The 23331-nt window shown below is 41.4% G+C and carries 16 protein-coding genes; 6 read left to right on the plus strand and 10 right to left on the minus strand.

Annotation, left to right across the window (positions count from 1 at the left end; translation table 11 throughout):
* The first annotated feature begins 36 nt into the window (after nt 1-36).
* Nucleotides 37-1074 (plus strand): DUF4468 domain-containing protein, encoded by a 1038-nt coding sequence (locus K6V26_RS18505; protein WP_046145422.1) that lies wholly within the window; start codon nt 37-39, stop codon nt 1072-1074.
* Complete coding sequence (locus K6V26_RS18510) at nt 1062-1634, plus strand: DUF4468 domain-containing protein (RefSeq protein ID WP_010801889.1); 573 nt, start codon at nt 1062-1064, stop codon at nt 1632-1634. Before K6V26_RS18505 ends, K6V26_RS18510 begins: the two co-directional genes overlap by 13 nt.
* A gap of 58 nt (nt 1635-1692) precedes the next feature.
* On the opposite strand, the gene K6V26_RS18515 is transcribed toward K6V26_RS18510, so the two are convergent.
* Genes K6V26_RS18515 through K6V26_RS18525 form a run of 3 tightly spaced genes read right to left on the minus strand, consistent with a single transcriptional unit; the run spans nt 1693 to nt 4374 of the window.
* Nucleotides 1693-2808 (minus strand): endonuclease/exonuclease/phosphatase family protein, encoded by a 1116-nt coding sequence (locus K6V26_RS18515; protein ID WP_317197497.1) that lies wholly within the window; start codon nt 2806-2808, stop codon nt 1693-1695.
* Nucleotides 2805-3683 carry a rhomboid family intramembrane serine protease gene (locus K6V26_RS18520; protein ID WP_044245943.1) on the minus strand — a complete coding sequence of 293 codons (879 nt, stop codon included), beginning with the start codon at nt 3681-3683 and terminating at the stop codon, nt 2805-2807. The genes K6V26_RS18515 and K6V26_RS18520 overlap by 4 nt, the downstream gene beginning before the upstream one ends.
* Nucleotides 3664-4374 carry a rhomboid family intramembrane serine protease gene (locus K6V26_RS18525; protein WP_224263531.1) on the minus strand — a complete coding sequence of 237 codons (711 nt, stop codon included), beginning with the start codon at nt 4372-4374 and terminating at the stop codon, nt 3664-3666. The genes K6V26_RS18520 and K6V26_RS18525 overlap by 20 nt, the downstream gene beginning before the upstream one ends.
* Nucleotides 4375-4559: 185 nt before the next feature.
* Between K6V26_RS18525 and K6V26_RS18530 the strand changes: the two genes are divergently transcribed.
* Complete coding sequence (locus tag K6V26_RS18530) at nt 4560-4832, plus strand: HU family DNA-binding protein (RefSeq protein ID WP_007655130.1); 273 nt, start codon at nt 4560-4562, stop codon at nt 4830-4832.
* A gap of 333 nt (nt 4833-5165) precedes the next feature.
* Nucleotides 5166-6827, plus strand: a complete 1662-nt coding sequence (locus tag K6V26_RS18535; protein WP_224263243.1) for an IS1182 family transposase — start codon at nt 5166-5168, stop codon at nt 6825-6827.
* A 334-nt stretch (nt 6828-7161) separates the two neighbouring features.
* Here K6V26_RS18535 and K6V26_RS18540 read toward each other — a convergent pair whose 3' ends face one another.
* A complete protein-coding gene (locus K6V26_RS18540) occupies nt 7162-8127 on the minus strand; it encodes a FimB/Mfa2 family fimbrial subunit (RefSeq protein WP_195584156.1) in 966 nt (321 codons plus the stop codon).
* 500 nt (nt 8128-8627) lie between these two features.
* On the opposite strand from K6V26_RS18540, the gene K6V26_RS18545 reads away from it, so the two are divergent.
* Nucleotides 8628-9623, plus strand: a complete 996-nt coding sequence (locus K6V26_RS18545) for an IS110 family RNA-guided transposase (protein ID WP_046145281.1) — start codon at nt 8628-8630, stop codon at nt 9621-9623.
* Between the two features lie 189 nt (nt 9624-9812).
* On the opposite strand, the gene K6V26_RS18550 is transcribed toward K6V26_RS18545, so the two are convergent.
* The 5 genes from K6V26_RS18550 to K6V26_RS18570 are packed head-to-tail and all read right to left on the minus strand — an operon-like array spanning nt 9813 to nt 18578.
* Complete coding sequence (locus K6V26_RS18550) at nt 9813-11612, minus strand: Mfa1 family fimbria major subunit (protein ID WP_195584154.1); 1800 nt, start codon at nt 11610-11612, stop codon at nt 9813-9815.
* 37 nt (nt 11613-11649) lie between these two features.
* On the minus strand, nt 11650-13158 hold the full coding sequence (locus tag K6V26_RS18555; protein ID WP_195584152.1) for a DUF3868 domain-containing protein: 1509 nt from the start codon (nt 13156-13158) through the stop codon (nt 11650-11652).
* A gap of 7 nt (nt 13159-13165) precedes the next feature.
* Nucleotides 13166-13732 carry a DUF3575 domain-containing protein gene (locus tag K6V26_RS18560; protein ID WP_007655137.1) on the minus strand — a complete coding sequence of 189 codons (567 nt, stop codon included), beginning with the start codon at nt 13730-13732 and terminating at the stop codon, nt 13166-13168.
* Nucleotides 13733-13743: 11 nt separating this feature from the next.
* The gene (locus tag K6V26_RS18565; RefSeq protein WP_224263532.1) at nt 13744-15600 is read right to left on the minus strand and encodes a BACON domain-containing protein; all 1857 of its coding nucleotides are present in this window, start codon (nt 15598-15600) and stop codon (nt 13744-13746) included.
* Nucleotides 15601-15605: 5 nt separating this feature from the next.
* A complete protein-coding gene (locus K6V26_RS18570) occupies nt 15606-18578 on the minus strand; it encodes a hypothetical protein (protein ID WP_224263533.1) in 2973 nt (990 codons plus the stop codon).
* A gap of 519 nt (nt 18579-19097) precedes the next feature.
* Here K6V26_RS18570 and argS point away from each other — a divergent pair.
* The gene (argS, locus tag K6V26_RS18575) at nt 19098-20891 is read left to right on the plus strand and encodes an arginine--tRNA ligase (RefSeq protein WP_046145426.1); all 1794 of its coding nucleotides are present in this window, start codon (nt 19098-19100) and stop codon (nt 20889-20891) included.
* Between the two features lie 82 nt (nt 20892-20973).
* Here the strand turns inward: argS and topA are convergent, their stop codons facing one another.
* On the minus strand, nt 20974-23322 hold the full coding sequence (gene topA / locus K6V26_RS18580; protein ID WP_048315186.1) for a type I DNA topoisomerase: 2349 nt from the start codon (nt 23320-23322) through the stop codon (nt 20974-20976).
* Nucleotides 23323-23331: the final 9 nt, after the last annotated feature.

Raw genomic sequence — 23331 nt, forward strand, 5'->3', positions numbered from 1 at the left:
TATATATCTTTGCCAGTAAAAAAACACAGATTGACCATGAAACAGCTATTATTATTCCTTTTATTTATTCCTTCCCTGCTTATGGCACAGGAAGATCAAAAGTATTTAGCCGGTGCTATCCCTGAAGAAGGAGGCAAAGTCGTATTTACCAAAGAGATAAATATGCCGTTGCTTTCGAAAGGGCAGATTTACGATATCATGTACCAATGGGCCGAAAAGTTCTTCAGCGAAGAAGGACGCCGACTGGTCTATTCTGACAAGGACAAAGGCGATATTGCAGCAGTAGGTGAAGAATACCTGGTATTCCAAAGCACAGCTTTATCATTGGACCGCACACTGATGGATTACCGCGTAACCATCGAATGCGAAGACAATGCAGCTAAAATTAAACTGGCCGGCATCCGCTACGAATACAATGTATCCTATCAGCGTGAACCTGAAAAGTACACAGCAGAAGAATGGATCACAGACAAATATGCACTGAACAAAAAGAAAGATAAACTGAATCGCGGTAACGGCAAGTTCCGTCGTAAAACAGTTGATTTTGCGGAAAATATGTTCCAGAGTGCCGATGCCGCATTCGGTATCCAGCCGGCCGGTACGGTAACACCTGCTTATGCCCTTACCCCTGCAACTCCGGTACAACAGCAGCAACAAACAGTCAGACCGGCAGCTCCTGCCCAGCAAATCGCACAGGCTCCCGTCGGCAACAATACAGAGGTATGCCAGGGTTTATCCGCTTTCGAACCGGATAAAATCCCGTCTACCCTATTGAATATGCTGCCGGATAGCAGAATGCAGGTAACACCGGCAGATAAAGAGAATCTGATCGAGAGATATGCCACCTGGAAAGAAATGGGCAAGATGTTCGGAAAGAATATCGCTTCTATTTCTATCAGCCCGGAAAGTGAAGTCTACAAAGCAGTCAAAGATAACGACATCTACACGATCACTTTCACCAAAAAGGATGATACGGAAACCTGGTTCATGATTCAGTGCGTTAAGCAAGGCGAGTCAAGCGAAGGACAACAGAAAATCGTTATTGGAGAGATACTTAACGTATGGATCAGATAAATACAAAGATGATAAAGAAAACAATATTACTGCTATTGCTGATATGTCCCGTGCTTGCTATGGCACAGGGACATAAAGGCAGTGTAGAGTCGTGTGCCCCGATGAAAGAGGGGAAGGTTTGCTACAGCGACGAAGTAGACGTTGAAGGCGTAAAGAAAGGCGAATTGTTTAAAGCGATCGACAAATGGGCCAAGAAGAATTATGGGAAAGATGTTTTCCTGTCGAGTGTCAATTCCAACAAATCGAAAGGAACGATATTTATCAACTCCAAGGTCGAACTACTTCTGAACGATACGGATAAAACAATCGTCAAGTACAAGATGAGAATCTATTGCCACGACGAGAAATATAATGTAGAGCTGACGGATATTTCATATCAATACGATCCGAACAACGAAAAGAAATATAAGACCTATCCGGCCGAAAACGTTATTGCCAACAATGGGAAAAGCAATACGATCGCATTGATCAAAGACCCATTACTTTTCTGTAATGCGACCTTCTTTTTTGCAGAAAATTTATTTGCCGATGTGTTTAGTGCAGCAGATAATGACGAGTAAAAAATAAACAGACTATATATATTAATGTAAGGGGATTCCGGCAAGGGGTTCCCTTATTTTATTCTTCCAGGCTCAGATAGCACCATAACGGATAGTGGTCGGAATACCGTACCTTATCAATAGTGCAGTTCATGGATTTCATATTCTTTGAATGCAATATATTATCGATGCGAAACCAGAACATATTCTGATTATAGGTTATTCCCATCCCCTGTCCGGATTCGGCAAACGAATCGACTAAAGGTCCCTGTACCGTACGATGTGCATATGAAATCGGCGTATCATTAAAGTCACCGCAAACCAGGATGTAATCACCTTTTGCCTTTGAGATTTCTTCTGCGACGGCATCTGCCTGCCGGGCACGTATCTTAAAGGCCGGGCCCAGTTTTTGTTCAAGCGCACCTTTAATCCCATCGAAAGTATCCGTGCCGATATTTTTTATAAAAGCAGTATAGCGGCTCCGGTCCTCCATCGTCAATTTAAAAGATTCCAAATGATTATTGATCAAAGTCAGTTTCTTCCCATTCACATTCAACTCATGAATAGAAGAAGCATTGCTATCGCTTTTATATTTTATCTTCCGGCTGTTCGAGATCGGATATTTAGAAAAGACTGCTATCCCATAATCTGCATAACTAGTCTTATTTATAGGAAAAACAGAACGATACGGATACATATCAAGTGCCTTATATACCTTCGAAGATGTCAGGTACTTGTCGGATTTACTCACGGCGTACTCCTGCAAACAGACAATATCGGCCCCCGAACCGGCAATATATTCGAGAATCTTATTAGGAGATTCCGTCGTATGGTTCAGGTAAGCAAAAGCCATTACATTATAAGTCAGCACCTTCAATACATTTTCTTTTGGAATATCTTTCGTCCGGCTATGATAAGGGAAATACTTTTTCACCGGTCCCCAGCAGATCAGGATAGAACATAATCCGATCAGCAGGAAACGCCATTCCCACAAAAACAGCCAATAGAGGATAAAACAAAGGTTCAGGACACATAAAATAGGGAAAACCAATCCCAGATAAGAAAAACTTAGGATAGTATCAGGAGAAACACGATCTGAATAAGCTGAAATAACAAACAGCACGACAATCAAAACATTGGCAAGAACGAACAATGATTTGAATAAAAGCTTCAGTGTTTTCAATCCTTCACTCATTTTTTACTTGCGTCAAATAATTGCCTTTTTTCATCGGCTGAAAGACTCTCATATCCGGAACGTTTCAATTTATCCAGAATAGCATCAAGGTCTGCCGATTCCCGGTGTTTACGGGCATTATATTCATAATCGGTTTCTGCACGTTTGTGCGTCACCTTCATTTTAGGTTTTCTCTTTCCGAGATTCACCACCCAATCCAACAAGCGATTCATCGGTGCCGTCAGGTCTTTCCCTTCCTTAATCCGCATGGCAAACCAGATACCGAATAAGGCACCCCCAATATGGGCTATATGCCCACCGGCATTCTCGGAAGTAATAGCCAACAGGTCGATCACAAAAGTGAAGAGCGCCAGATAGATCAATTTGATCCGCCCTATCAGGAACAGATTTATCTCCAGATCTTTCCGGTAGAACGATACGGCAAAAACTATTGCCATCACCGAAGCCGAAGCCCCCATCAGATAGCTTGAAGAAGCCACCGTCTGAAAATACGGAAAGATATTATAAGCAAGCATAAACAGTATTGCACCGGCAATACCTCCCAGCAGATACAATCCCCCCAACTGCCGTTCACTGAAAAATGTCAGAAACAATCCACCAAACCAGTACAACCAAAGCATATTAAAAAGGATATGCAGGAAGTCGAAATGGGTGAACATATAAGTAATGACCGTCCACGGCCGGTACATCAGCAACTCCGGCGAAGAAGGCATCTGCAAATATTGCAAAAAGGATATTCCGGGGATATTAAAAAGGAGAAATATCACCCCCATCAACCGGATCAGGATGAAAAGCCCTACATTAATATATATAAGCTTTGCCAGTATATTTCCTGCCCGGAACGTATTCTTCAGATTAGTAAAAATACTTTCCATTGTCTGCATCTTTCTTTTTCCAGTAGCGAACCATAAAGAAGCCGAACAACATACCGCCTAAATGGGCGAAGTGTGCGACCGTATCTCCACCAAAACTGGAAACACCCATAAATAGTTCTGCCAGACCGTAAAACACAACAAAATATTTAGCTTTAATAGGTATCGGAATAAACATCAGGAACAACGGCACATTCGGGAACAGCATGGCAAATGCCAACAAGATACCAAACACTGAACCGGAAGCCCCTATCGTGATCATCATATTCAATGAAGTATCCATACGAACCAGTTCAAACAGCGTCAGACCATTCGCACTGGCAAAAGATTGCACCGAATAGGCCCATACCAGTTCCTGTACGATACCGGCACCGATACCTGTCACGAGATAAAAGGTAAGGAAACGTTTCGGTCCCCACACATTTTCTAGTACACGTCCAAACATATACACCCCGAACATATTAAAAAAGACATGTGCAAAAGAGTGCGTATCGTGCATGAACATATAAGTAACAAACTGAAACGGGTAGAAATCTTTCACACCCGGAAAGTGCAATCCCAATAGTTGCACCAAATCAATCCCTACTTTCGGCAACACCAGACTGGCTACCCAGAATAGCAGGTTGATAATGATAAGGTTTTTTGTAACGGGCGGTATACTATTCAAGAACCCGGAGCCATTTTGATTCATCATACATATATCAATTTGCGGGCAAAGGTAAATATATTTTGATTGTTTTTCCTTCAAATAGTACTAAAAACATAGTAAATCAATAAAAAAAACAGATTTTTTCTTTGCAGAATATCAAATTAAAACTACATTTGAACCGACTTTTAGGCTATCACAGATTTGTTTAATATATTAATTATCAATCCATCATGAACAAAACAGAATTTATCACAGCTGTAGCGGAAAAATCCGGTTTAAGTAAGGCTGATGCCAAGAAAGCAGTAGATGCTTTTGTTGAAACAGTATCCGACGAAATGAAAGCAGGAGGAAAAATTGCTCTTCTAGGTTTCGGTTCATTCTCCGTAACTGAAAAAGCAGCCCGCAAAGGCGTTAACCCAAAGACAAAACAACCCATTGAAATCGCAGCTCGCAAAGCCATCAAATTTAAACCCGGCGCAGAGTTAAACGACAAGGTTCAGTAAGAAACGGAATATTTTCATATTCGAAGAGGTGTTGCAAAAGTGTCATTTGTCAGTTTTACAACACCTTCTTTATTCTTTCATTGTTGGAATGTTGTTTTATCATATATTGTGATACAGTATTCGCATATATTATGATATTCTTTTCGCATAATATATGATAAAATAATTCCAGAGAACATCACTGCCCCCTGGAACCCACACTAGTATTAATATTAAGAGGTTGTGTCAAAACGCTGGCACAACCTTTTTTTATGCACAAAGCCCAGACTTTCACAAGCCCGGGCTTTGTTATTACCCAAAGTTTTTGTATCTTTAGGCATAAAGTTTTTCATTATGGCAAAGTTACATTTTCGTCCTTACATTCCCAACCAAACAGTTCTTTTTCCCGGAAGAATTGATGAAAACATAGCAGCGAACGATCCGGTTCGCATAGTTAATACTGTTGTTGATAATCTCAATCTTGACAATTTCAAGAAGCTTTATAAAGCAACCGGTCGTTGTCCTTATCATCCTAAAATGATGCTTAAGGTGATTATCTACGCCTACATGAACAATATCTATTCGTGCCGCAAAATAGAGAAGCTTCTCCTACGTGACATTCATTATATCTGGCTTTCCGGTAATGAACATCCGGATTTTATAACCATCAACCGTTTCCGTAATCGTGTAAAAGAAGAGATAAATAATGTATTCACGCAGTTGGTTCTTGTCCTTGTCGACAAAGGTTTCATCAGCCTTGACGTAGAGTATATTGACGGTACCAAGATTGAGTCCAGAGCCAACAAATATACTTTTGTCTGGCGCAAGACAGTCGAAAAGAACCGTACAAAGCTGATGGATAAGATCCGCATTCTCCTGGAGCAGGTGGATGAAGCCATAGCCCAAGAGAACTCCGCCAAAGACACACCCGTAGAGTTCACTCCCGCCATGCTCTCAGATATAGTGAATGAACTTAAAGAGGTGCTGGAACACCAGCCTGTAACAAAGGACAAGGAACAAAAGAAAGTCATCCGGGAAAAGAAGAAACAGGTCCGGGAACTTGAGGAGTACCGTGACAAGTTGATGGAATACGACAACCATCTTGACACTCTTGGAGAACGCAACTCCTATTCCAAGACCGATCCTGATGCCACCTTCATGCGCATGAAAGAGGACGCCATGAGAAACGGACAGACCAAGCCCGGATATAATCTGCAAATAGGTACCCAGAACCAATTCCTCATAGACTTCCGACTGTTTCCCAACCCAACCGATACACTGACCCTCATACCTTTCTTCCACTCCTTTGAGCAACGCTATAACCGCTTACCGACTGTCGGTGTGGCAGACTCCGGTTACGGCTCGGAAGAAAATTACCGGTTCATGCAAGATAATGGGATAGGAGCCTTTGTTAAGTACAACTACTTCCATAAAGAACAGCGTCCCCGTTATACCCCCAATCCATTCCATGCGGAGAGTCTCTATTACAATGCGGAAGAGGATTATTACGTTTGTCCTATGGGGCAGCACATGAACCGTATAGGAACCAGGCGTGACAAAACAGCTAGCGGATACATCACCGAAAGTGCCCGGTATAAAGCACAAAGATGTGAAGGGTGTCCTTTACGTGGCAGTTGCTTTAAAGCCCGGGGGAACCGTATTATAGAAGTCAACCACCGGTTAAACCAATACAAACGGCAGGCACGGGAAAGGTTACTCTCGAAAGAAGGCATCAGGCATAGGGGAAGGCGATGTATAGAACCGGAAGCAGTTTTTGGACAAATGAAACACAACATGGCATACAAAAGGTTCCGGCATGTGGGAGAAGACAAGGTTACAATGGACTTTGCCTTCTTTGCTATAGCTTTTAATATCAAAAAGATGTGTACAAAACTACTAAAAGCAGGAAAGAGAAGGAGTACACACACTATATTTATCTTTATCAGACCACGTGTGGCTCAACATACGACGAATATTAAGCCTTATTACCTAATTACTGAAAAAATAGTCGCATAGACAAAAAAAGAGGAACGACTATTTTTAAGATAAAAAAGGAGATGTGCCTTAGTTTTGACACATTTACATTGTTATTCCGAACAAAACATGATTACGGGACTTCGGTCCCGTTTCATCTATCACATTACAAAGATCCTGCTTTTCAATCAATTATCATTGCATTTATGGTTCTCATGCCGCACCAGGCGACTCCAGAAAGCCTCTTTGTAAGCAACTGCTGTTATCTTAATTTCATTTTCCGCAACAACGAGAATACGTCAAACATATATACTCTCAATTTGCAGACCATCCGCTCCGCACAGCACGAATAGAGTAAATCAAATGAATTATGCGATCAAAGACCACCCTCATGCTGGAAATACCAGGTCCATCCGTTAATATTAATCTGAAGGACCAGCCAGGGATCGTTGTCGGCAAAGAAAAAGACGATCTTATATTCACTCTCCCGGTCGAGATATTCCTGAGCGCTCATATTATGCCCTTCGATTTTTGTCATCACCAGAAAATCGGTCAGATTGATATTGAATACCTTTTTACCTGTAGCCTTCTCTGTTACCACAAAACGGGCGTTACGGTTCGCAAGAAACCGCATCGTATTCAGTTCGACAATACCTGCTGCCAGATTCTTTTGTTCGATATGATAAGGACGGAAACTAAGATTATCATCTCCAAGCAGCGAATTATCGTGTGCCAGATAACCGTTGGATTCGATTATTTCATAGGTATAGGCATTCACATCTACCCCCCAGGAGTCTTCATTGCTTCCCTGAAAAACAAACCGTACTTTATTGGTATCTTTTATCAGGTTGATGACCTCCGTCTGATCGGTGGTACCGGTAAAGTCCACGTTATTAATCTCACCATACCAAAGCGGCTCGAGTTCTTTATCGATGATAAGTGTTTCCTCACGTTTCAATTGCAGCTTCAGGTCAGCGATGGAGGAAACACCTGCCTGCAACGATGTTATATCATATGAATCATGTGCACCTGCCCATGCCATAAACTGGTATTGTCCGACAGGTAACTTAACTTCCATCAAATAACAGCCTGTTCCCAATGTACTCCCTTCCTCTGCTTGTTTAAACAGGAACTTGCCGTCTTTATCAAATACATAAAGCTCCACTTTATCCACCTGCGAATGGAATGCATCAGCAAATTCCATATTGTAATCATACTTAAACTTAACAAACAAACGGCACTCCAGCAGATCTTCGTTAAAGCTATCGCATGAAGTCATTATCAGGGGGCCGATAAGGACAAACCACATGGCTATGTGACGTAATAGGCTTTTTAGCTTCATATTTTTCAGTTTTCTAATTATTCTATATATAGAGGAAAAGATATTTCTTCTTTTCTCGTTATTTCCAATTCAGTGGACAGAACTGTCTGTTCCGTCAAATATAAATCCCAGAGTTTTATCAAGTCTCCGGCAACTCTTTTGCTAAAAATAAAGGGGGGTGTCACAAAAGTCTGTTTTGTCATGGCGGACTTGATCCGCCAACTCATACTAGATTAAATACATTATTAATATGCGATCCCGGGACAAGCCCGGGATGACAGGATAGTGACTTTTGACACATTTACATTTGCAGTATTAAATATCCCAATAAAAATATAAGTGTATATTTGAAAAGAAGAGTTGCAGTGAACTAACTTTGACACTAGTCTTAAATGACTATGGGCTGAATCAGACTGCAACTCTCTTAATTGGAGAACCTAGCCAGTTAGAATTGTAGGCTCACGACCTAATAAATGTATTAGCTGTTTCTCCTTCATGTTTAATACTGTAAATACAAAGTTATGAATTATTCTCATTTTGTAGGTCTTGATGTAGGGAAAAAAACTTTCGATGCATCCTTAATGTCTGCGGACGAAAAAGAGTTGTCTCACAAGTCTTTTGATAACACTTCAGAAGGGATCCAATCTTTATTAGATTGGATAGCAGGTTATCATCTCTCTTTATCCAAACTCTTGTTCTGTGCTGAAAACATGGGAAGTTATGTCACAGAGTTATCTGTTTCCAGTGCCTCTATGGGTTTTTCCCTAGCTTTGGTTTGCCCGTTGACCATCAAGAAGTCCATAGGCTTGCAACGAGGCAAAAATGACCGCATTGACGCTAAAAGAATAGCGAACTATGCGGTATTACACTATCGAAAACTAGAGTTATACAAATTGCCTGACAAAGACTTGGTGAGACTGCGGGGATGGATTATTATACGTGACAATTTGGTCAAGCAAAAAGTATCAAGCATAAAGTTATTGGAAACATTCTCCCAGATGGCCAAGTTGGCTGATGTGACAGACTCCATTTCTTTTTTGGAAGAGCAGCTCAAGTCGATAAAAGAAAAGATCCTGCAGGTGGAAGAGGCTATGGAGCAACTAATAGCCGCTAGTTGTTCTCTTTGCACAAACTACTTGTTATTAAGAAGTATAAAAGGTGTAGGGATAATCAATGCCATTGTATTACTGTGTGTTACTAACAATTTTCAAAGATTTGACAACCCAAGGAAGTTTGCTTGTTATTGCGGGGTTGCTCCCTTTGAACATACTTCAGGTATTTCCATACGGGGAAAAACGCAGACTTCTCCATTGGCTAACAAAGAAGTAAAAGTGTACCTTACCCGGGCAGCTATTACTGCCATCTCTTGGGATCCGCAGATGAAAGCATATTATAAAAGGAAAATAGCGGAGGGGAAACATAAAGCATCTGTAATCAATGCTGTAAGAGCCAAAATCATAGCAAGGTCTTTTGCTGTGATACGAAGACAGACTCCATTTGTAACATTAGTCGTATAATAAAAAGGCCCTTAATTTCGAAAACATCTTAGGTTTAGGAAGTAGCTATACACTTCTGAAGAGTAATTATGTCTATATACGAACTTACCCAAGGATACGTTAATGTTCGTAAACTTGGGTAAGATTTTATAGATATTGTTTGGAGAGGACTTAGAATTCACCTCCTTTTATATTAAAAAGATTTCGTAATTATAAATCTATCTCTTGTCTATACCAAGTCCAAGGATTGATGCCAATTTCAACAGAGATGAAACTTTCTTCTTCTTCATCTTTCTTGCCTGGATCCGGTTCAGGAATAGTCGGATAACCCGGAGTCTTTATATCCTTGATAGCAATGTCATATACAGAATTACGCACCACGCCAAACTCTCCGAGTTTATTGTTCGTGTTATCCGTATCATTATCATGCTTAATCATAATAACATGATAGCCTTCTCCTCCTTTGTAATAATATACATTTCCATAAGCGGCTGCTCCATGTGCTATAATTTCAGTTTGATAGAATTCTGCTGCAATTTTCTTCGCTCCATCCTCCACAGAAGCATAAGTTCCATCAGAAATTTTAGCATCAAACTGAACTTTGGTAGGAAGAGTAACAGGATCCACACCTGATACATTATATTTCACTAAAGAATCAATGTAAGCACCAAATGAATTGGTAACCGTAGTCTGAAGGTAATTATCCGGGTCTTTATCCTTATATTTTGACGTTAATTCCGCCTCAATGTACTTCTGAACCAATTTGTAAGAATAATACCCATTAGTACCAATCTGAATCCAGTCACTTCCAGGTTTAACATTTCCTGAAGCATCCACATCGTCATCGCTGTTAGCATCTCCATCATAGGATCCGCCAGTATAATTATCGTCATTATCCGGAAGCAACAACCCTTTAGGCTGACTTTCCACCTTCAACAAAACATGTGTAGTGTAGGCTTGATAGTTGTCAGCTTCTTCCTGCGTATTCTCCAGGCAATACAAAGCCGGGATCTTAGAGGCATTGGGACCTGTAGAGTCAGCTGTTGCAGCGACCCAAGTCGATGGCAATACAGTAGCATGCGTATAATAATCATAATTCTCCGTATATGGAGTGGTTGTTATATCCGCCATAGACGTTTTCTGCCCATCATAGTTCGGGTCTACCCTGTAAGAACCGAAATGCCATTTATCAAACGGAGTGATACAACCACGAGCCGTTGTTTCCAACCACGTCTTAGTTCTCTCAGACATCGGGTAATATTTTTTATTCGTCACATTTAATGTCCATCCGACAGTATTAATATCCAAGGTGGATTGCGGATAATTAACATCCGCAAACAAACGAACTTTTGCAGCTACACGGTCTACGGTAACTTTATAAGGTTTGCCTTCCGCCTCACCTGCAGTCGCATAAGTTACCAGATCATTATCTGTTACAGTAACCGAACCACCTGCATCTGTAACCGTTGTCGGTTCTAGCTTGCCTTTGGCATTGGTCATCATAAAGTTATTCTGATTTGTACCGCCGATAACTGCACCTACACTAGTCTTAGCAATAATTTTATTTACATCATCGAATGTACTGGCAGAAGCCACATTTGTTGTAAATTCAGTAGATGGATTTAATATGATCATAAAAGCTTTCGAATTCTTATCCACTTTAAAAGCCTTTGTCGGGGTTCCGTCAGGCTGTCCCGGAGTTCCTATTTCAGGCTCTCCCGTCCCCCATGACAATTTAGTCAACAATGCCGGATTATTCGATCCTGTAAGATGGCTATCAAAGAAAAGAGCCATCATTGTATTGACTTTCGATTCATCAGCCGTACCATTTTCCTGATCAGGATTATGCAAAGCCTTGGTAGTTGTCGTTGTCACAACATTCAGAGAAACCCAAGCATCACCTCCTGCTCCAGTACCGCCGCCGTCATCTCCACCATCCGGCAGATTTTCACTACACGCTGCAAACATAAAGGATGCAAGCGCAAACATAAAAAGATTCTTCTTTTTCATTTCACTCAATTTTAATTAGTAATTTTCACTCATTTATTTATCTAATTGTCTTCTCAATCTCAGCAATATTCGCCTTTTTCTTTGCCAATTCATCCAGATTATCTTTGGCTGCTTCCAGTCCTGAACCTGCGGCTGCTTTCAAATATTTTTCAGCTTGTTTATAGTCTCCTTTCAATAAAGCTACTACACCGCGTGAATTAATATATTCAGGTTCTTTTGAATCCACCTTATTCAGATAACGCTCGGCCGCAACCAGATCTTTACGCAAGATAGCTGCCGCTGCCGCATTCATATTGGCTATCTCATTTTCCGGGTACATCCGTACAGCCACTTCGAATACATCGACAAACTCATGTGAGCCGGCCGGATAACTATTGGCAACCATGAACATTTCATTCAGGCTCAGGTTCTGCGGACGCGTTTTAATAACTTCCTTCGCTTCTTCCACATCAAAGTTCTTTACGTTAAAGTTGACTTTACAAACAGCAACACGCAGACGCGGATATACATTTCTCAGCAAATATTGATAAGGCATACCGCTCTGAAGCTGTTTCAACTTCGCTTTTCTTTCTGTTTCAAGCGGATAGTTATCAATGATAGCCAGCACCTCCTCCTTATAATCCATATCTCCGGCTTCCAGTGCTTTCACCAGACCGTCCCAGTTTTCACCCCCGAAAATGGTTTGATACTGATTCCTGCGGAAGTCATAACGGGAACCCAGATAGTCACGTAATGCCATCGCACGTCCTTCGGACAAACGCTTATTGTTAGCCAGCGAGCCTTCCGGAGAAGCATATCCTACAATATCCAGACTTTTAACTTCAACACTCGGATCCGACTTCAACTCATCGATCATCGTCCGTATCTTAGCCAGTTCCTGGGGATTATTCATATATTCAGGACGAATATCTACTTTATTCACCTCAAAATCCAGAAAACTTTCCACCTGTATATCACGGCGTTTAATTTCTTCGACTACCGGTTTAATAAAAGCCATATGCGGTACAATAGCGTAGGGTTCCGGTATATATTCCAGTGTTACTCTGTCTACAACCGGTTCCACTTTCATCAATAATGTCTCACCACAACCGCATTCATCTCGTTGAATATCCAGATGGGCATCAGCCATCCATGATTCATAAGGAAGGATATAACGATATTGAATCGTTTCGCTTGTCGGCCTATGCACTCGCTTAACAATATAAGGTTTTTCATAACCGGCTTTCTCCGCCGCATTCATCAGAGAAAGCGAACGTTCGTAAACCCGATATTCATCTCTCCCTTTCATTGTTACTTCAGGCAGATTACAACTCTTTTCTGAAGAAACCAGCTGCGGGATAAGGTCCACACCACGAGTCGATTTGACTTTCACTCCATTCAGGACGATGTCCATATCTATATAAAGAGAGTCTCCCACCTGTTCCAGCCGTACGGGATTTACCGTAATACTTCCTTCAAAAGAGCGCGACTGTGCCTTTACCTGAAGAACATTCAGACAGGTAAAAGCCAGCAGGCATATAATGAATTGTATATTTCTTTTCATCATTCTTCTTTTATTTAATCAGATAAATAATTGACAAAGCTGCTTTCGTCGGGCCGAAATAATTTCGTCCGGTATCTTTCAGTTTAGAGCCGCACTCCGCACAAGGATATTTTTCATATTCTATACGTGCATATCCCAGACCGACAGACGCTTCTATACTCCAACGTTTTTTCAATATCCAGGAATGCCCGACCGAAATACCGCCTCCATACAGATGTCCCTGATACCGGTTCTTTTGCATATTTTTGCTGAAAATACCCGGCAAGCCACCGACATTGAAGTCGGCATAATGTCCATGCAACCCTACGAACGTACGGTTGAAACTTTCGCAAAACCAGTAACGCACCTCCGGTTGTACGCCCCAGTGACGCAAGCGGCGGCCATTATCCGGTTTCCACGGGTTATAGTTGACAGGAATATCTAATGTCCATTTACGGGCCAGTCCAAATTCCAATCCCAAGTTCACCGTCGTCGTTGCATCATATAATAGATTGCTTTTGACTGCAATTTTCTGCGCTTTACTCTCGATGACCAGGCATCCGAGCATGAAGAACAGGAGTATAAAGGCTCTTTTCATCTATATTACTTTTAATTTACGGAAATACTGTTTCCTAACTGAGTTATATCTATTTTAATACGCTGTGTCGCCATGCCGGATGATGAATTATTATCAATAGTTGTCAAATACACAATTCCGTTTCGCGTATCTGTGCCCGGATTAGGCAAAACTTCTATAAATATTGCTCCGTCATCTACTGTGATATTATCCGTATCATTTCGTTCTTCACCGGAAGAAGGACGCAACTTTATCCAGTTTTTAGGACTATATACCGCATTATCTTCCACATAGCCAGACAAGCAAGTATAGTTTACCTTTCTATACTGAGGGTCCCTGTTTGTCGTCGGCATATATTGTATCGTCTCCCCTCCGGCATTAATAGCCTTTCTCTGATTAATATGGATCTGCTTCTCCAGATTTCCTAGCTTAAGTGTGATGTAAGCATTTTGTCTAAGTGCTGTACCCTCCTGATTAAACTGAAATTCATCATAAAACTGTAAATAATTTTTTACTTCCACATTTACGGGAGTTACATTAGGGTCCGAAGAACCAGCCCCCGCAATAAAAATCCCAAAAGGAGAAACCAATCTATATGCATAATCAGCCAAACTTCTTTCATCACTTATCTTATTCGAATTTGGAAAAATAGTCTTACAATCGGTTATTATCCTAAAAGCCTCATATTCGGCAGTTTCATTCGTATAAGCAAAAAAGACGGAGTTACTTACGCCCAAATAATAATCATTATTGGCTATTATCTCATATGTATTACTATCATCGACCAGTACGCTATAATCAAGTGCCGTATTCGATGGCTTGGAAACTTTAGCATCGGCAACCGTATCAAATCCCGGCCCATGAACTTTGTTTATAGTAAACGTATATAACTTATTACGCACCAGATTCATCAAAGTCAGATTATCATCCACGATCGCTATTTTATAAAAATAATTACGCCCTTCATAAGTACCCTGAATAATAAAATAAGTATTATTAGATACAGGCGATTCATATAAATAAATCGGCTTGTCCGCCGTACTTTGACCGCCGGAAACAGCAGAGGTTGCGATTAAAGGAGACGAATAGCTCGCATCATAACGTAATTCAGTTAAACCTGAGGTATTGTAAACAGCACCATCGGATTTATGTAACTGTCCTTGACGCGGAACATTCACAATCGCCGTAATGCCTGTGAAATCGAAATTAGATGCAGCATTGACTATGGCTATTTTAGACACAACCCGGCTCAATAACAAAGAACTGCCATCTGTATTCTCTATTCTTGTCGAATTATTTATCTCATCAACCTCTAACAGGTAACTCATAGGAATTGTCTCGCCTTCGCCACTATAAGGAACAACCGACTGTGCAGGAATAGCCAACGGCTCAGTTAATAAGTTGGAACATGCCTCTGACAAAGTCGTTACACCAACTTTCAGATTAGCTGTAAAACTCTCAATTTCAAATTCATATCCCGAATCGGCATCTCCATAATAAAATTCACTCTGCGGATTCGCCAATATTAATAAATGATACTTCGTACCAGAAGGTTGCCTAGTAAGCAAAACATATCTCTTCCCTATAAGTTCAAAAGCCTGGACAGCTTCTACAAAAGTTGCAGAAGCTTCATTATTTCCTTTAAACACTAGTATCCAAGGAGTAATACCTACCGTGTTTTCATCATTCAAACCTTTGGTAACAGGAAGCTTATATGAATCTGCACGGGTAAAAATCTCAATTCTTACTTTATCATCTACTATTTCTTCTGGATCTTCCGATATCAAAACCTCATGTTCACAACTGGTCACAAATAGCAGAATAGCTAAAAGAAACAGATAGTTTATATGTATTATAATTTTCCTCATTTTATTACCTTCAAAAAACATAGTCGTCAACGATTTGGGGAAAGAGTTTCATCCCTGACACAACGGGCTGATTCTGCAAAAGTCGGTAGTTGGTAATAGAGCCCCGGATTAGGCCACTTCCCCAAACTAATACTCCACACACTCTGAGGTGTATTCGCAGAATAAGGACCGATAGACGATGACTGGTAATAACCTGTCGAACCTGAAAATTCAACCTGTCCGGAAACAGAAGCCCGTCTCCCCGCTGAAGGGAAGAAAACCGAAGCATTCTCATTATCTTTATTATAAACTAAAATACCACGATAAGCAACCTGTGCATTATCAACAGATACCCCAAAAGAATACTCACTTTTTTTTATAACCGGAAGGCGGTCAAAATAGCCGTCTGCATAAAAACCGAAAGCAAAAGTGATGTGCCTTTTCGCTTCTTCCGTATCATTCGGATCCTGCCAAAAATTAGGTTCTCGATCTATTTTAATACCATTTTTTTCCGATGATCCGTCCCATCCTCCTATATTTTCCAATCGCGCAGCATCACCGGCCAATGGATTTTTGAAAAGCGACTGCCTCCATTCAGAATAAGCAATATTCTCCCCGTGGTCTACTGCGATTGTATCCTTTTGTTTTTCAAACACATCAACATATGCAGTACCGACCTTCACCCCATTCACATACTTAACCATATTAGGATACAGACCATTCCAGGAAATCCGGTCAGTATATCCATCACTGGGGCGATGATACCCCTCCGGACAAATCTCAAAAATATCTTTATAACCATAGTCATATATCGGATCAGCTGTTCCTGTTGCAGTATTCCATACTGGTAAAAATAGTCTACTGTTGGTCGTTAAAAACTGTAACGTCTTGTTCCAGTAAGACGCAATCACCGGATTAACCGGATGATAAGCCTGGCGAAAATACGGTTCCAAATGCGTACTGTCAGGAAGCCCCCACTGAAAGAAGGCACCAGCCTGACTGGGATATTTAACAAAAACTCCATTTTTATGACCGACCTGATAATTAGCAGCCTCACCACCATTTTTAAATTCAGGAGCGGTCAAGTTAAACGGTGAAAACATTCTGGCCGCATTGCGCGGCTGGTCTTGCAACTGCCCCGAGGTTATCGCATCCTCAGTGCCTGGCCTTAAAATATAATCCGGATCTTCTCCCTGCCAAATAAAGACGGAATCTTTATACGTCCAATATCCACCTCCCCAGATACCTCCATACCGTTCCACCAAAACCAGGGCATATCTCGGCTTGTCCCCGCTATGCGTCGAATTAAGGCCGATACGGAAATAAATACGTCCTCTACCTTCTACCATACGCCCACTTTCTCCCTTATATTCATTTGGAGTAACCGGATATTTCTCCGGGTTTCCGGGACTGTATGTTCCTATGCCCGGATCGAAGCTGGGAGTTGTACTTAGTACAACAAAATCTCCGTCGATAACGGTTGCTTTCCATGTTGTAAGTCCGTCATATTCCGGCAAGTCATTATTCCTTTCCTGCTGTCCGGTAACAACCCTTTCTCCGGTTTCATTTTTCCGGTAAAAAGCTCCGACATACCTTGTTCCTTCTGTAAAAGCATAACGTCCGCCATACTGACTGGTTTTCACTTCTATCTCTTTTTGCAATTTTCCTCCGTATTCATCTTCAGCCGACAAAATGATCCGGTATATATTTTGCCCGGCGGCATTCTGCTCATCAAGCAGGATATCCATATAACCGGAACCTGATTCGGAAACTTTATCATAAGTATAAGAAAACCGGGAAGTTGCATAAGTAACTGTCGTTCCATTATCCGTTACATCTATATCTTTCAACACCAAATCATTAAAAATACTTTCTGTTTCTGCCGTAACTGTACTCGTTCCTATAAAGACTTCAGGCAACACCTTCACTTCAGGCATATTCGACCAAAATGAAATCCGTGCCCCATTAAAATCGGTTATACTGACTTGTGTATGTGAAACATTCAGCTTTTTATTGCCGGATATAATCCAGTTTCCATCATATTCACTCCAATCCGAAGCTTTTACATTTACATGCAAAGCATCCCGGATAATACCCGTCAAATCAAGCTTACTATTCATCGGAAGACTATAATCTACCGGATTCGAATTTATCTCCAACTCACAGGAAGGATTATAATTAGTCCCCATATTAACAGTAAAAACGACAGCTTCCGATTTCTCTGATTTATCCACAGGCTCACTTGAAGGTAAAATAATCCGATTTATATTCTTTGCCCAGGTTATTCCCACAGCAGAAGGAGTTCCGTCTGAAAAATAACTTCCATTTTCACTTAATGTAAATTTACGTATGATACTCCTTCCGATACTTCCGCTATAATTAGCTGTCAAAGGGACTAAATCAGGTATATTGCTGAATACAACACCGGTAAAAACGGCTTCAAAATCATCTTCGGCTTCCAATACGACATCGACTCGTACTCCCAATCTGTTCAATGCCAGCTTCAAAAAAGATTGTTGCGTTCCATCACTCAATTCAATACCTCCTCCTTTTGGCAAAACAGTAACCTTCTTGATTTCCTGTATCATAGGAATGTCAAGATCAGAAGAAAAAGCACTTGCAGGATAAGCTATTTTATTTAAATCCCCATATTTTAAAACTCCGTTTAACTGATTAAGGACAGATGTACTAGTAGCCTCATTGGCGAGAAATACAAAATCATAAGTTCCCTGTTTTATTGAGTGCTTTATTATGTTATTGGTCCACTGCTCTTTCGTGTACAGAACATTTGACAGACAAATACCGGTTGCAGGATCAAATTCTATAATACGAAGGGTACTCACAATATGATCTTCGGCAGTCCCGTCATGTGTCACATTCAGAGGACCGATACCAGTAATTGACAAGAACTCCCCATTATTGTTTTCGCCGACAAAACTTTCATCCGCGCAAGCGAAAAAGGTAACCAGCAATAAACAATAAATTAATACTCTATATATTTTATATTCGCTTACAATCATTAATAACATTACTTTCTAAATCAGCATATACAAACTATCCCAAGTCATAACATTTCGTGCTTATCCGACTTTCGGTAGTATCCCAAAATCTTGCTACCAAATCAGCAAAACTCAAGCATCCATTATTATCTCAAAGAAAAAGAATCCTAATAGCACTCTTCCCTTCAATTACAAAGATCGTTGTTATCAAACAAATTACTATTCTATTGTTGTTTCTGATATTATGCGTTAACACTCCCCTTTACGACTCATTTCAAGAGTAAATCCAAATACGATTCCACTTTTTTGAAAATAATGATGATTATTTTCACTTCATTTTCAAAAAATGAAAAAATAAGCATACATACTGCACGATTTGTAAATATTACCAACAAATATGTAAACTCGGTTCCCTCTCTTTTGGAGGATATAGCAAAGGATAGACAAACTGCTAATTCAAAATATCCATACGCAGGTTTTTAGAAAATAATCATGTACCTTTGCAGGCAAAATAAAATCCGAATATATAGAAGTAAGAATATGGTTATTGAACAGCAGATTACCGGTGCGATCATTGCCGGCATAAAAGAACTGTACGGAGCAGAAGTTCCTGCCGCCCAGATACAGTTACAGAAGACAAAAAAAGAGTTTAAAGGACATCTTACCCTGGTTGTATTCCCATTCCTCCGTGCGTCGAAGAAATCACCGGAACAAACAGCACAGGAAATCGGCGAATATTTGCAGAAAAACGAACCGGCCGTATCTGAGTTCAATGTAATCAAAGGATTTCTGAACCTGACTGTTGCCGGCCCGTGCTGGATCGACTTGCTGAACACGATCAATGAGCAACCTTCATACGGAATAGTTCCCGTTACGGAACAATCTCCGCTGGTGATGATCGAATATTCTTCACCTAATACAAACAAACCGTTACACCTGGGTCACGTACGTAACAACCTGTTGGGCTATAGCTTGTCTGAGATCTTGAAAGCCAATGGTAACAAAGTGGTTAAGACCAATATCGTAAACGACCGCGGTATCCATATCTGTAAGTCTATGCTTGCCTGGCAGAAATGGGGCGAGGGCGTTACTCCCGAATCATCCGGAAAGAAAGGTGACCACCTGATCGGTGATTTTTATGTATTGTTTGACAAACATTACAAACAGGAGTTAAAAGAACTGGAAGAAAAAGGCCTTACCAAAGAAGAAGCAGAAGCGCAGTCGACCTTGATGGCCGAAGCCCGCGAAATGCTCCGCAAATGGGAAGCCGGCGACGCAGAAGTCCGTGCCTTGTGGGAAAAGATGAACAGTTGGGTATATGCAGGTTTTGATGAAACCTATAAGATGATGGGCGTAGACTTCGACAAGATCTATTACGAATCACAAACTTATCTGGAAGGGAAAGGAAAAGTGATGGAAGGTCTTGAAAAAGGTATCTTTTACCGCCGCGAAGACGGTTCCGTATGGGCTGATCTGACCAAGGACGGACTGGATGAGAAACTGCTGCTCCGTGCCGATGGAACTTCCGTATATATGACACAGGATATCGGTACCGCGAAGTTGCGCTTCGACGATTATCCCATCAATAAAATGATCTATGTAGTCGGAAACGAACAGAACTATCATTTCCAGGTTCTTTCCATCTTACTGGATAAACTGGGCTTTGAATTCGGAAAAGGTCTGGTACACTTCTCTTACGGAATGGTAGAACTTCCGGAAGGTAAGATGAAGAGCCGTGAAGGTACGGTTGTCGATGCAGACGACCTGATGGAAGAAATGATCGGTACTGCTCATGAAATTTCGCAGGAACTGGGTAAACTGGATGAAATGACTCCGGAAGAAGCTGCCAATATTTCCCGCATTGTCGGATTAGGTTCTCTGAAATACTTCATCTTAAAAGTCGATCCGCGCAAAAATATGACCTTCAACCCGAAAGAGTCTATTGATTTTAACGGAAATACAGGACCATTCATACAATATACATATGCACGTATCCGTTCTGTTTTACGAAAAGCTGCTGAACAAGGCATCGTATTACCGAAACAATTGCCGGCCAATACTCCCATCTCTGAAAAAGAAGAAGGGTTAGTCCAGATGATTGCCGATTACGCTGTAACAGTTAAAGAAGCAGGGAAAGAATACAGCCCGGCTTATATTGCCAATTACATTTACGACCTGGTAAAAGAATACAACCAGTTCTACCACGACTTCTCTATCCTCCGTGAAGAGAATCCGGAAATCAAACAATTCCGTCTGGTATTATCTGAAAATGTCGCCAAAGTCGTAAAATCAGGCATGTCGTTACTGGGCATCGAGGTTCCGGAAAGAATGTAACAACCAAGTATAATACGAAAAACCTCCTGCTGAATGATCACCAGGAGGTTTTTTATTTTGTTATCCCAAAGGATATTTACTTTTACGCTTTTTTCTTGGTTGTCCGCTTCTTCGGTGTAGCAGGCTTCTCCGCTGCTTCGGTTATGATCTTCATACATTCTTCATAAGTCAGTTTTTCCGGCTGGGTAACCGTCTTCGGTATCCGGTAATTGGCTTTCTTATACGTAATGTAAGGGCCATAACGTCCATTCAGGATCTCCAATTCTGGATCCTCGTCAAACTTCTTCAAATAACGCTGTTCATCTTTTTTCCGTTTTTCATCAATCAGTTCGATCGCTTCTTCCGCGGTGATGGAAAGCGGATTCAGATCTTTCGGGATAGAGATAAACTTGCCGTCATGACGGATGAACGGTCCGAACCGGCCTACGGCTGCAACCATATCTTTTCCTTCATATTCACCGATGGTACGGGGAAGATCGAATAACTTCAGTGCCTCTTCCAGTGTAATCGTTTCAATAGACTGTCCCTTCATCAATGTAGCGAACTGAGGTTTCGGTGCTTCCTTATCATCCGGATGGGCCTGTCCGATCTGCACGACCGGACCATAACGACCGATCTTTACAAATACAGGATTTCCAGTCTTCGGGTCCACACCTAACTGGCGTTCTCCCACTTTATGTTCAGTCTTTATGGCAGCCGTTTCTTCTACGATCGGATGAAATAGCTTATAAAACTTATCGATCGCTTCCGTCCAGACCATTTCTCCTTCAGCAACAGCATCGAATTCTTTTTCCACACTGGCTGTAAAATTATAATCCAACACATCCGGGAAATAAGCCATCAAAAAGTCGTTCACGACAGTACCGATATCGGTCGGCATCAACTTATTACGGTCGGCACCTACGATCTCTTTCTTGTCAACTTCCTTTATCTTATCTTTAGCAAGTGTGATCACGCTATAAATACGTTCTACCCCTTCCTTATCTCCTTTAATCACATACTCACGATTCTGTATCGTCTGAATAGTCGGAGCATAGGTAGAAGGACGTCCGATACCTAATTCTTCCAGGCGGCGAACCAGACTGGCTTCCGTATAACGCGGAGGACGTTGCGTAAAACGTTCCGTAGCCACAATATCGTTCAGTGTCAACACTTCATGCAGCTCAACCGGCGGCAATAAACCGTTTTCCTGTTCCTTTTCGTTTTCGTCATCGTAACTTTCACGATATACCTGAAGGAAACCGTCGAAAGTGATTACTTCACCGACAGCCACGAATTTTTCTTTCTTATTATTGATGCAAACAGAGATTGTCGTACGTTCCAGTTCAGCATCAGCCATCTGTGACGCGATCGTCCGTTTACGGATCAATTCATATAATTTCTTTTCCTGCGCCGATCCGCTGATTTCCGTATTACTTATATAAGTAGGACGGATCGCTTCGTGCGCTTCCTGTGCACCTTTACTCTTTGTATGATACTGGCGGAATTTATAATATTTCTCCCCATAAATATCCAGAATAGCTTCCTTAGCCGTACCCAATGCCAGGTCACTCAGGTTGACCGAGTCGGTACGCATATAAGTGATCAATCCCGATTCATACAAACGCTGTGCAATCATCATGGTTTGAGAAACGGAATAACCCAGTTTGCGGGCGGCTTCCTGTTGCAAAGTAGACGTAGTAAAAGGAGGTGCAGGTGATTTCTTTACCGGTTTCTTAGTGATCTCGTCAATAGAGAAAGAGGCTGCTTTGCAGGATTCCAAAAACTCCATCACCTCTTTTTTATCCTTCAGACGCTTGCTCAATTCCGCTTTCAGGATCGTTGTTCCGTCAGGAAGTATGAAATTGGCAATGACACGGTAAGCGGCTTCCGACACAAATTCGTTGATCTCGCGTTCACGTTCCACGATCAGGCGGACAGCTACCGACTGCACACGTCCGGCAGATAAAGCCGGTTTTACCTTTCTCCATAAGATAGGAGACAGTTCAAACCCCACGATACGGTCTAATACACGACGTGCCTGCTGGGCATTTACCAGGTCGATATTAATATCGCGCGGCGTTTCAATCGCATGCAAAATAGCATTCTTGGTAATTTCATGGAAAACAATACGTTTTGTATTTTCCGGTTTTAATCCCAAAACTTCGTACAGATGCCAGGATATAGCTTCTCCCTCGCGGTCCTCATCGGATGCGAGCCATACCTGTTCGGCAGACTTCGCCTCGGATTTCAATTCGGAAACCAGCTTCTTCTTATCTGCCGGGATCACGTACTGCGGAGCATAATCGTGTTCTACGTCTATACTAAATTCTTTTGTCTTCAAATCGCGGATGTGCCCGTAACTCGACATAACCTTGAAATCTTTTCCGAGGAATTTCTCAATGGTTTTTGCCTTGGCGGGTGACTCCACTATTACCAGATTCTTTTGCATAATCACTTT

It is taken from the genome of Parabacteroides goldsteinii (genome assembly GCF_020091425.1).
Taxonomy (GTDB): Bacteria; Bacteroidota; Bacteroidia; order Bacteroidales; family Tannerellaceae; genus Parabacteroides; species Parabacteroides goldsteinii.

What these genes read in the sequence shown, in the direction of transcription:
- K6V26_RS18505 (WP_046145422.1), top strand. Translation starts at nt 37, where the DNA reads ATGAAACAGCTATTATTATTCCTTTTATTTATTCCTTCCCTGCTTATG.
- K6V26_RS18510 (WP_010801889.1), top strand. Translation starts at nt 1,062, where the DNA reads ATGGATCAGATAAATACAAAGATGATAAAGAAAACAATATTACTGCTA.
- K6V26_RS18515 (WP_317197497.1), bottom strand. Translation starts at nt 2,808, where the DNA reads ATGAGTGAAGGATTGAAAACACTGAAGCTTTTATTCAAATCATTGTTC.
- K6V26_RS18520 (WP_044245943.1), bottom strand. Translation starts at nt 3,683, where the DNA reads ATGGAAAGTATTTTTACTAATCTGAAGAATACGTTCCGGGCAGGAAAT.
- K6V26_RS18525 (WP_224263531.1), bottom strand. Translation starts at nt 4,374, where the DNA reads ATGATGAATCAAAATGGCTCCGGGTTCTTGAATAGTATACCGCCCGTT.
- K6V26_RS18530 (WP_007655130.1), top strand. Translation starts at nt 4,560, where the DNA reads ATGAACAAAACAGAATTTATCACAGCTGTAGCGGAAAAATCCGGTTTA.
- K6V26_RS18535 (WP_224263243.1), top strand. Translation starts at nt 5,166, where the DNA reads ATGGCAAAGTTACATTTTCGTCCTTACATTCCCAACCAAACAGTTCTT.
- K6V26_RS18540 (WP_195584156.1), bottom strand. Translation starts at nt 8,127, where the DNA reads ATGAAGCTAAAAAGCCTATTACGTCACATAGCCATGTGGTTTGTCCTT.
- K6V26_RS18545 (WP_046145281.1), top strand. Translation starts at nt 8,628, where the DNA reads ATGAATTATTCTCATTTTGTAGGTCTTGATGTAGGGAAAAAAACTTTC.
- K6V26_RS18550 (WP_195584154.1), bottom strand. Translation starts at nt 11,612, where the DNA reads ATGAAAAAGAAGAATCTTTTTATGTTTGCGCTTGCATCCTTTATGTTT.
- K6V26_RS18555 (WP_195584152.1), bottom strand. Translation starts at nt 13,158, where the DNA reads ATGATGAAAAGAAATATACAATTCATTATATGCCTGCTGGCTTTTACC.
- K6V26_RS18560 (WP_007655137.1), bottom strand. Translation starts at nt 13,732, where the DNA reads ATGAAAAGAGCCTTTATACTCCTGTTCTTCATGCTCGGATGCCTGGTC.
- K6V26_RS18565 (WP_224263532.1), bottom strand. Translation starts at nt 15,600, where the DNA reads ATGTTTTTTGAAGGTAATAAAATGAGGAAAATTATAATACATATAAAC.
- K6V26_RS18570 (WP_224263533.1), bottom strand. Translation starts at nt 18,578, where the DNA reads ATGATTGTAAGCGAATATAAAATATATAGAGTATTAATTTATTGTTTA.
- argS (WP_046145426.1), top strand. Translation starts at nt 19,098, where the DNA reads ATGGTTATTGAACAGCAGATTACCGGTGCGATCATTGCCGGCATAAAA.
- topA (WP_048315186.1), bottom strand. Translation starts at nt 23,322, where the DNA reads ATGCAAAAGAATCTGGTAATAGTGGAGTCACCCGCCAAGGCAAAAACC.